Below are 9,700 nucleotides of genomic sequence, written 5' to 3' on the forward strand. Positions count from 1 at the left end.
CTCAGTTTATCGACATTTGCTCTTTATATTTTTAATTTAAATTAGCTTTATACCAAAATATAATTTAAAAAAATGTGAAAAATCGTTATTATACAAAGATTTAATTAGAAGAGTGCAGAAATTTTTTTGTGCGTTGATTAGGTTTGCAAGAGCAAAAGTGCATTTAAATATATGACGATTATTGCGATTATCCAAAGAATAGCGTTTAAAAGCCTGGAATTCTTGTATATACCCATAACGCTTGTCCGCGACGTAAGATATAACTGCAAGATAATCGTGATAGGAAGCTGAAAGCTAAGGAGCACCTGGGACAATAAAAGCCCCTGAAACGGGTCCGATGTGAAAAGCATTAAAATCAGAGCAAAAAATACTGTTATGAATATCCCGCCCTTAGTATGGATATCCTTTACGTCATACGGTTCAGAAAATATCCCCGCAAATATAGTCCCCCCAGCCATAGACGCAGTGATAGAGGATGAAAAGCCCGCAAACAGTAAGGCCAGAGCAAATACAAGAGATGACGTATCGCCAATCAGTGGCACAAGGATCTTTTGTGCCTTTTGGAGCTCGTCCACGTGAAGTCCATGTGCAAAAAAGGTTGCCGCAGCCAGGATGATCATCGCACTATTTATAGCCCAACCTATCCCCATTGAAAATATTGTATCAAGATATGACATCCTAACCTGTTTTTTGAATTTTTTTTCATCGCTTACGTCAAATTTTCTGCTTTGTACTATCTCAGAGTGCAAAAACAAGTTGTGAGGCATTACTACCGCACCCAATACGCTCAATATAACAAAAATTGATCCATGAGGCACACTGGGCACCACCCAACCAACAGAAGCAGCTCTCCAGTCGACGTTTATGATTGAGAGCTCGTATATAAAAGAAAAACCTATCAGTGAAACAAACGCTATAATATATTTTTCAATGTGTGCATACGACTGTGAATATAACATAAAAACTACCACTAGACTCGTGAGAACCGCACCTATTATCAAGGGTATCTTAAATAACATGTTAAGTGCAATCGCCGCCCCCAAAACCTCTGCAAAATAGGTAAAAACACAGGCAATCACTGCAGTCCCCAGAATCAAGTAGCCGTATATCGGCTTTAAAAACTTCATAGTTGCCTCAGACATACAAAGTCCCGTAACCATACCTATCTTTGATGCATTTTGCTGCAACAAAATTAGCATTATTGTAGAAAGAGTAACCATCCAAAGCAAACTATAAGAATAGTCAGAGCCAGCAGCAATGTTCGATGCCCAGTTGCCAGGGTCTATAAATCCCACAGTGATCAGAATGCCAGGACCAAGATATCTTGACCAATTTAAGACAGTTAGGTTTGCCTTGTGCTTGGTCTTAAAATCTTTAAGCAGAGAAATCATATTCAAATTTTAATCTTCCAATCTGATCTATAATCCAGGCTCAAGTCATCTGAAATGCCTCTAAGAATCATGTCATATCCACAAATTGCTACCATAGCAGCGTTGTCAGCGCAAAATTTTGGAGAGGGTACCATCAAACTCAAGCTGTGTTCGCTGCAAACCTCGCCCACCTTATCCCTCAGAATCTTATTTGCCGCCACTCCGCCACCCAGCACGATTTCTTTTATCTGATGGTCTTCTATCACCCTTTCAATCTTTGAAGAAAGAGAGCCAAACAGTGAGTTTTGAAGCCCCAGGGCAAATGCAGAATAATCCTCTTTTGAAGCAATTTTTCTAAAAACTCTTAAAGCAGCCGTCTTTATCCCACTAAAACTCATCATATAGCCTTCCATCTTCAGCTTTGATATCTTGATTTCGCCTTTAGCCCCCTGAGATAATCTCTCTATCTCGCTCCCAGCAGGGTATGATATGCCCATCTCTCTGCCTATCTTATCGATTACCTCCCCTATCGCATCGTCTACTGTCCAGCCAATTCTTTTGTAAACGCCCCACCCGCTCCACAAAATCATCTCGGTATGACCACCCGAAACTATCACGCCCAAACAAGGAAATTTTGGATAACGATTCTCCAGCAAGCAAGCCAGCAAGTGCGCTTCAAGATGATTTACCCCAACTATTTTAACCCCTTCATAAAGAGCTATAGTCTTTGCAAAACAAAGTCCCAATGAAAGAGAGCCGGGAAGTCCAGGGCCTACAGTCACGGCTACCGCATCAATGTGCTCGCTAAATTTTTCTTTTATAATGTCATAAAGCGGCAAAAGAGTCTTAAAATGCTCTCGCGAAGCCACTTCTGGCACTACACCGCCAAACTTCTTGTGAACCTCTTCTTGCGTAGACCTTACCTCATAAATCAAGATGCCGTCCTTTACCAGTGCTATGCCTGTATCGTCACAGGACGTTTCTATCCCAAGAACTATCATTTATTTAAAACTCCTTTAAGCTTTTAGTTTTCTCTTGTCTATCACCCTCTTTGCCTTGCCGCTCGATCTCTCTATGCTCTTTGGCTCGACCAACCTAAGCTTGACGTCAATTCCAAGTACTGATTTTAGCTTATGAGTCAGGGTTCTGTCCATCTCGACAAGAGATCTCATCTTGTCCTGGAATATGTCATCTGAAATCTCAACAAAGACTTCTATGGTATCCAGGTGATTTCTCCTATCAAGAACTATCTGATAGTGAGGCAATACACCCTGAGTGCTTATTAGCACCTCTTCTATCTGTGAAGGAAATACGTTTACACCTCTGATAATAAGCATATCATCCGTTCGACCCTTAATCTTGCCTATTCTTGCCATAGTTCTGCCGCATCCGCAGGGCTCTTCGATAAGATACGTGATGTCTCTTGTCCTATATCTGATGATGGGTAGCGCCTCTTTCGTAAGAGAGGTAATTACGAGCTCTCCAACTTCGCCAGGCTCTACAGGCTCTAAGGTCTCTGGGTCTATGATCTCCACCAGGAAATGATCCTCCCAGATGTGCATCCCAACCTTTAGCTGACACTCCCCAGCTACTCCTGGACCTATCAGCTCAGATAAGCCATAGTTATCGGTGGCAATGACCCCAAGCGTCCCCTCCAACTCCTTCCTTATCTCCTCTGTCCACGGCTCAGCCCCAAAAAATCCCACTCTTAATTTCAGATCCTCTTTGCCAATACCCATTTCCTTCATAACTTCTGCCAGATGAAGACTGTAGGAAGGGGTGCCAATGATAGCCGTAGTGCCAAAATCTTTCATAAGATTTATCTGCCTTTCACTGTTACCCACAGAGGTAGGGATAACCGTAGCCCCTATTTTCTCAGCCCCATAGTGCATGCCAAGGCCACCTGTAAAAAGACCATATCCCAAAAAATTTTGAACCTTGTCGTCGTGTCTTAACCCACCTGCATACAGCACCCTTGCAGAAAGCTCAGCCCAGGTCTGTAAGTCCCTTGCTGTATAGCCTACTACAGTGGGCTTTCCAGTAGTCCCGCTTGATGCGTGAAGCCTCACCACATCGCGCTCGGGCACGGCAAAGAGTCCAAAAGGATAGGTGTCTCTCAGATCCTGCTTAACTGTGAATGGAAATTTTGCAAAATCTTCAAGAGTCCTTAGATCTTTTAAAGAAAGTCCCTTTTCTTCAATCTTTTCTCTATAAAATTTTACATTCTCCCAAACCCTTGAAAGAACTCCTCTCAATCTTGAAAGCTGTAAATCCTTGATCCTCTTCCTTGGCATACATTCATAATCAGGGTTAAATATCATACATAACTCCTTAAGATATAGTAAGTTAGACGCTCTTAATTACAAATTTTTCTCGATACGATATCAGAATGGGATAGTATTCCAATATTTTTGTCCTGCAGAACCTTTATCCCCTTTTCAGTATCAGAAAGATCAAACACTACAAATCCGCCAACCCCAGAATAAAGATACTCTACATTTATGTCCTCGTCGGCAAGAATCTTCAAAGTGTTATACAGCCCGCCAGGAGTATCAGGAACGTCCACACACACCACATCGGTCTCTTTTACAGTGAATCCTTCATTTTTCAGCATCTCTTTAGCCTTTACTGGATCGTCTACAAGAACCCTAAATATGCCATACTCTGCAGTATCGGCCACAGAAAACCCCCTGATGTCGAGCTTTCCTTTAGCCAAAACCTCTGTCAATTCAGCAAGCCTTCCTGCTCTGTTCTCCATAAATATTGCCAATTGTCTTACCTTCATATTCTCCTCCTCCTAAAGGCATTTTTAGATCTAACTAACTTTTCTCCCCAACATAAAGGCCTTTATATTTATTTCGTGCAATTTCTCTGGCAAAAATTCTTTTATACACTCTATCCAAACGTCCTCTGAAATATCTAAATATTTTGAGAGCAAGCCCATCATAATAATATTTATTGTCTTGGGATTTCCCAGATCCTTTGCTAATTTTGAGGCATTGATCAGCTCAAAATCGAAGCCAATATCCCTAATCTTGTCCATTATATCAGCAGGATATTCAGCCTTTCCCGATATTACAGGCAAGGGCGATAGCATCTCATCTGAGACCAATAGCTTGCCTTCTGGCTTTAGATATTCCAGATATCTTGCAGCCTCCAGACACTCAAACGACACAAGGAAGTCCACCTCACCCTTTGACAGAAGAGGCGAATGAACTTTTTTGCCTAGTCTAACAGCACTCTCTACGCTCCCACCCCTTTGGGCCATACCGTGAACCTCAGTTAGCTTTACATCATATCCGCTCTTAAATCCCACATGGGATATCAATCTGGATGCCGTTAAGACCCCCTGTCCGCCTACTCCTACAAATAAGAAATCAATTTTATCCATCAATTTTTCCTCCCAAATTCAAAGTAACTCTTAAAGTTGGCTTATTGCGCTATGCAAACATGCATCCACACACAAACCGCAACCGTAACACAGATCTGCTCTTATCTTCACCTTTTTTACATCTTTATCAAAGCTCATTGCAGGGCATGCGACGTTTAGACAGGCCTTGCAACCCTTACACTTTTCTTCATCCACAAAGTATTTAACGTTTTGGGCTCTTTCTACCAGAACGCATGGCTTTTTGGAAATAATCACGCAGGGCTCGTTTAGCTTCAGCATCTTTTCAATGGTCTTTTGAAGTTTTTTAAAGTCTATAGGGTCCACTACTTTTATGTGTTTTATCCCCAATCCCTTCAGAACTTTCTTTATCTTTACGGGCTCTACCTCATCGCCCCTTGCTCTTATGCCAGACATGGGATTTCCCTGGTGCCCCGTCATAGCAGTGGTTCTGTTATCAAGAATTATCGCAAGCACAGGCGCCTTATTGTAAGCCAATTCAGCAATTCCTGGCAGGCCTGAGTGGGTAAAGGTAGAATCTCCCAATGTAGCCACCACTTTGATGCCGTCATCTGATTTAAGATTTTGAGCAAGTCCTGCTGCCATTCCCAGGCTAGCGCCCATGCAAACAGTCGTATCGGTTGCGCCCAACGGCTTCAAAGCGCCAAGCGAATAGCAGCCAATGTCAGAAGTTATATATAGATCTTTCTTCTTCAATCTTATTTGATTTAGCGCATAATAAACTCCTCTGTGAGGACATCCTGCGCACAGAAGCGGAGGTCTGGGCAAAACTGGCAAATCATATTTTGGAGCCTCCACGTTGAAGAGCGTCTTTCTAATTAGATCTGGAGATATCTCAAGAGAGGGTTCGAATACATCTTTCCCAATAACCTCGACTCCCAAATTCATTGCCCTTATTTCATCTGCGATAAATGGATCTGACTCCTCAATTACATATACCCTGTCAAACCGTACGACAAACTCAGATATCAGCGATTTTGGCAGTGGATATGTAGTGGAGAGCTTCAAAAATGTAGCATATTTAAAGGCCTCTCTTGCGTGCTCATAAGCGACACCGCAGGCGATAACTCCAGTAGCGCCGTCCCCTTCTATCTTGTTAAAGCTCGTGCTCTCAAATAGAGACAGAGCCTTTTTAACTTTATTGTCAAGATTGACTCTGAGCTTTCTTGCGTTTGCGGGCAGAACAATATACTTTTCTGGATTCTTTTCCAGACTCTTTTTCGGAGCCTCGACTCTATCCTGAAGCTCTACTATAGAAGAAGAGTGAGAGAGCCTTGTGGTAGATCTGATTATTACAGGTAGATCGGTCTCCTCTGAAACCTCAAATGCCCACTTTGTTAGATCTTTGGCATCTTGTGAGTCTGATGGCTCAAGAACTATCGCCCTTGACATCTTTGCAAAATATCTTGTGTCCTGCTCATTTTGTGAGCTGTGCATGCCCGGGTCATCTGCCACCACAATAACCAGCCCAGCGTTTACGCCCGTATAGGTCAAGGTCTGAAGAACATCTGCTGCCACATTCAGCCCCACGTGCTTCATAGAACATATACTTCTATTTCCAGAAAGAGATGCCCCCAGACAGGCTTCCAGAGAAACCTTTTCATTTGGAGCCCACTCCACATACAATTCCTTATATTTCTTCAGATTCTCCATCACTTCAGTACTAGGAGTTCCAGGATATGCAGATGCAAAATTCACACCAGCCTCCCACGCCCCACGTGCGATTGCTTCATTGCCTAACATTATCTTTTTCAAAATTCACACTCCCTTTAGAAGCTATTATTTATTAAGTTTTCTCTTGTCTATCACCCTTTTAGCCTTGCCCTCTGACCTCTCTATGCTCTTTGGTTCGACAAGCTTTACCTTTACGGATATGCCACAAATGTTGTAAATAGAATCCGACACCTTCTTTTGAAGTCTCTCAAGGGATCTCACTTCTGATGTAAATAGCTCTGGCAAAACCTCAACCCACACCTCGATAGTATCCAAATCCTTATCTCTATCTACTATTATCAAGTAGTGAGGCGAGGTTCCTTCCACCTGAGCCAAAGCAGACTCGATCTGAGAAGGAAATACGTTTACTCCTCTGATAATAAGCATATCATCAGACCTACCAAGGATTCTGGAGATCCTTGCATGAGTCCTGCCGCATACACAGGGCTCAACGTTTAGCCTTGTCAGGTCCCTCGTCCTGTATCTGATGAGAGGTATTCCTTCTTTCAAAAGGGTGGTTATTACTAACTCTCCAACCTCGCCAGGCGGCAGGGGTTCTAAGGTAACAGGATCGACAACCTCTGCTATAAAGGCATCCTCTGCCACGTGAAGCCCATCCTTTTCAAGGCATTCACAGGCTACTCCTGGACCCATTATCTCAGAAAGTCCATATATATCTACAGCCGTAAAGTCTAATCTATCCTCTATTCTCTTTCTCATCTCTTCAGACCACGGTTCAGCGCCCAGCACTCCAACCCTTAACTTTGAGTCTTTCAAGCTCAAGCCCATGTCTTCTGCCACATCAGCAAGGTGTAAGAGGTAAGATGGTGTGCATGCGATAGCTGTAGCCTCAAAGTCCATTATGAGCTGAATCTGTCTTTTCGTCTGACCTCCAGAAGATGGCACTACCGTGCCGCCAAGCCTCTCAACGCCATAATGAAGCCCTAAGCCGCCCGTAAAAAGACCATATCCGTATGCAATGTGTACAGTGTCATACTTGCTGACTCCAGCCCCCACAAGGGCTCTTGCTACCAGCTCAGACCAAATATTTAGATCGTTTTGAGTATACCCAACCACTGTAGGCTTTCCCGTCGTGCCACTCGATGCGTGAAGCCTGACTATCTCTCCTCTATTTACCGCAAACATGCCAAACGGATAATTATCTCTTAGATCGCTCTTTAACGTAAAAGGGAGTCTTCTGATATCGTCAATATCTCGAATATCAGTAGGACTGACTCCTAACTCGTTGAACCTCTTTCTGTAAAACGGCACAAACTCATATACGTAACGCGCCAATCTTCTAAGTCTTGATTCCTGTAGGCTAACTATCTCTTTCCTGGGCAACAGTTCCACTTCGGGTTTAAAGTACTTCATCATCTCCTACTCTTTGGCTGAGTCCATAGATCTCAGGTTGGGATATTTTTAGTCCGCCACCACAAACCCTACTCCCAACAGGCGGAACTTAGGGAACACTGCATTAGATGTATTTTACTATATAGAAAATAAATTTAAATAGTCATAACCTATCAACTAAATTTATAGCACCATTTTTGCAGCCCTTTGCACAAGCTCCACAGCCCACACATTTAGTCTCATCCACAAATGCCCTGCCATCTACCATTGATATTGCTCCCTTTTTGCAAAACCTTAGACATACCTCACAACCCTTGCACAAGATAGGATCTACTCTTGCAACCTTTAATTTTTTTGGACTTTTCAGAGCAGCACTCCCAGTAGCTTCAGTCAGGCTTGGCTGAGGGCTTTCTGCCCCGGAGTCAAGAAGACCCACACCAGCAGCGCTCCCAAAGCTCTTTCTTGAAAAACGTCCTAAAGACCTTCCTTTATGGTGTCCGCCGTTTTTATGTCCGCACATTCGACCTCTCATTTATTATCACCTCTGTATTTAATTTTAACAAAATTAATATAAAATACTCCCTATGGGTTTTAGCTATTTATTTAATCTGGAGGAGAAATGAGAATTCAAACTCTTGACCTAAATTTTTTAAACTTAAAACAAATCTTGAGTAGCTATCTTGTAGAGTCAGACCCACCATTTCTAATAGAAACGGGTCCTGATTCTACCTTTGAAAATCTTAAAGCCGCCTTGCACAAAGCAGGCTATGAAATAAAGGACATAAAACACATCTTTATCACACACATACACCTGGATCACTCTGGCGCTGCATTCAGATTCGCAAATGAAGGCGCAAAGATATACGTCCACCCAAATGGCAAGAGACATCTTGTAAACCCTGCCAAGCTGATAAAATCAGCCACAATGGTCTACAAAGAGAGAACCTATGAGCTCTGGGGTGATACCCTCCCTATTGACGAAGAAAGGGTAATTGAGACCTCAGATGGGCAAATTATAACCTTAGGCGATACCCAGGTTAGAGTATTAGATTCCCCAGGACACGCAAAGCATCACAACGCTTATTTGGTTGATGGACACCTGTTCACAGGTGATACTGGAGGAGTAAAGATAGGCCATGGTCCAATTATGCCAGCAGTACCGCCTCCAGATATAGACATACCCCTCTGGCTAAAGACCATAGAGAAGATGAAGAGCTGCAACCCCACTTATATATGCCCTGCCCACTTTGGATGCTTTAGCGATGCAGCCAATTATCTTGAAACGTTGAAAGAAAACTTGATAAAATACGATGAATTTATAAAAAAGCAAATAAAATTTTCAGATGACTACGACACGCTATTTCCAATATTCAAAGAATACGTAGACTCATTTTTCACAGACAAAAAAGTTAGAAACTTTTATCAGCTTGCGAATCCCGATGAGATGAACCTTGCAGGGCTAATTAGGTATGCGAAGGTAAATAAGTTTGATGTGGAATGATAAACAATCTTAATTAGGTACCTTTATTTTAAATATTCATTACAATATAATAATAAGAGAGCGAGGCTATTAACAGTTACAATAAATCTATTTAATCATTAAACTATCAATTTTTCTCTTGGCTTTTTAGTATTTTGTATTATGATATAACCGTATGTTTAACATTACTGAGTTTTCAAAACCTATAGGCTCTGCAGTCCAGACGCAGGGCAAAACTGAACGCATTAATGTAGAATATATAAGAGTAAGTTTAGAATATCATAAAGACTACTTAACAAGGCAGGTTAAATTGTTTAAATTATTTTTGGTAAAGCAGGACAAGAAATTTAAAATAATATCTTATGTATCCCAGAA

Annotated in this window: 10 protein-coding genes; 2 read left to right on the plus strand and 8 right to left on the minus strand. The window is 42.0% G+C overall.

What is annotated here, in order from left to right:
* Nucleotides 1–137: 137 nt before the first annotated feature.
* The 8 genes from V4762_RS03880 to V4762_RS03915 form a co-directional block, all read right to left on the minus strand.
* Nucleotides 138–1,391: an Nramp family divalent metal transporter gene (locus tag V4762_RS03880; RefSeq protein ID WP_347314469.1), complete on the minus strand. Its 1,254-nt coding sequence runs from the start codon at nt 1,389–1,391 to the stop codon at nt 138–140.
* 2 nt (nt 1,392–1,393) lie between these two features.
* On the minus strand, nt 1,394–2,371 hold the full coding sequence (gene tsaD / locus V4762_RS03885) for a tRNA (adenosine(37)-N6)-threonylcarbamoyltransferase complex transferase subunit TsaD (RefSeq protein ID WP_347314470.1): 978 nt from the start codon (nt 2,369–2,371) through the stop codon (nt 1,394–1,396).
* Nucleotides 2,372–2,386: 15 nt separating this feature from the next.
* Nucleotides 2,387–3,691 carry a phenylacetate--CoA ligase family protein gene (locus V4762_RS03890; protein WP_347314471.1) on the minus strand — a complete coding sequence of 435 codons (1,305 nt, stop codon included), beginning with the start codon at nt 3,689–3,691 and terminating at the stop codon, nt 2,387–2,389.
* Between the two features lie 35 nt (nt 3,692–3,726).
* On the minus strand, nt 3,727–4,155 hold the full coding sequence (locus V4762_RS03895; RefSeq protein ID WP_347314472.1) for an amino acid-binding protein: 429 nt from the start codon (nt 4,153–4,155) through the stop codon (nt 3,727–3,729).
* Between the two features lie 30 nt (nt 4,156–4,185).
* A complete protein-coding gene (locus tag V4762_RS03900) occupies nt 4,186–4,761 on the minus strand; it encodes an indolepyruvate oxidoreductase subunit beta (RefSeq protein WP_347314473.1) in 576 nt (191 codons plus the stop codon).
* 30 nt (nt 4,762–4,791) lie between these two features.
* Nucleotides 4,792–6,534 (minus strand): indolepyruvate ferredoxin oxidoreductase subunit alpha, encoded by a 1,743-nt coding sequence (iorA, locus tag V4762_RS03905; RefSeq protein ID WP_347314474.1) that lies wholly within the window; start codon nt 6,532–6,534, stop codon nt 4,792–4,794.
* 24 nt (nt 6,535–6,558) lie between these two features.
* Nucleotides 6,559–7,866, minus strand: a complete 1,308-nt coding sequence (locus V4762_RS03910) for a phenylacetate--CoA ligase family protein (RefSeq protein ID WP_347314477.1) — start codon at nt 7,864–7,866, stop codon at nt 6,559–6,561.
* A 142-nt stretch (nt 7,867–8,008) separates the two neighbouring features.
* Entirely contained in the window at nt 8,009–8,377 is a 369-nt protein-coding gene (locus V4762_RS03915) for an ATP-binding protein (protein ID WP_347314475.1), read from the minus strand.
* Between the two features lie 87 nt (nt 8,378–8,464).
* Here V4762_RS03915 and V4762_RS03920 point away from each other — a divergent pair, with 87 nt between their 5' ends.
* Nucleotides 8,465–9,346, plus strand: coding sequence for an MBL fold metallo-hydrolase (locus tag V4762_RS03920; RefSeq protein WP_347314476.1), 882 nt, complete (start codon nt 8,465–8,467; stop codon nt 9,344–9,346).
* 154 nt (nt 9,347–9,500) lie between these two features.
* The coding region (locus tag V4762_RS03925) for a hypothetical protein (RefSeq protein ID WP_458646936.1) at nt 9,501–9,700 on the plus strand (200 nt) is incomplete at its 3' end.

The organism is Thermodesulfobium sp. 4217-1, assembly GCF_039822205.1.
Lineage (GTDB): Bacteria > Thermodesulfobiota > Thermodesulfobiia > Thermodesulfobiales > Thermodesulfobiaceae > Thermodesulfobium.

Excerpts from the sequence above, each read along its gene's own strand:
- V4762_RS03880 (WP_347314469.1), bottom strand. The coding sequence starts at position 1,391 with ATGATTTCTCTGCTTAAAGATTTTAAGACCAAGCACAAGGCAAACCTA.
- tsaD (WP_347314470.1), bottom strand. The coding sequence starts at position 2,371 with ATGATAGTTCTTGGGATAGAAACGTCCTGTGACGATACAGGCATAGCA.
- V4762_RS03890 (WP_347314471.1), bottom strand. The coding sequence starts at position 3,691 with ATGATATTTAACCCTGATTATGAATGTATGCCAAGGAAGAGGATCAAG.
- V4762_RS03895 (WP_347314472.1), bottom strand. The coding sequence starts at position 4,155 with ATGAAGGTAAGACAATTGGCAATATTTATGGAGAACAGAGCAGGAAGG.
- V4762_RS03900 (WP_347314473.1), bottom strand. The coding sequence starts at position 4,761 with ATGGATAAAATTGATTTCTTATTTGTAGGAGTAGGCGGACAGGGGGTC.
- V4762_RS03910 (WP_347314477.1), bottom strand. The coding sequence starts at position 7,866 with ATGAAGTACTTTAAACCCGAAGTGGAACTGTTGCCCAGGAAAGAGATA.
- V4762_RS03915 (WP_347314475.1), bottom strand. The coding sequence starts at position 8,377 with ATGAGAGGTCGAATGTGCGGACATAAAAACGGCGGACACCATAAAGGA.
- V4762_RS03920 (WP_347314476.1), top strand. The coding sequence starts at position 8,465 with ATGAGAATTCAAACTCTTGACCTAAATTTTTTAAACTTAAAACAAATC.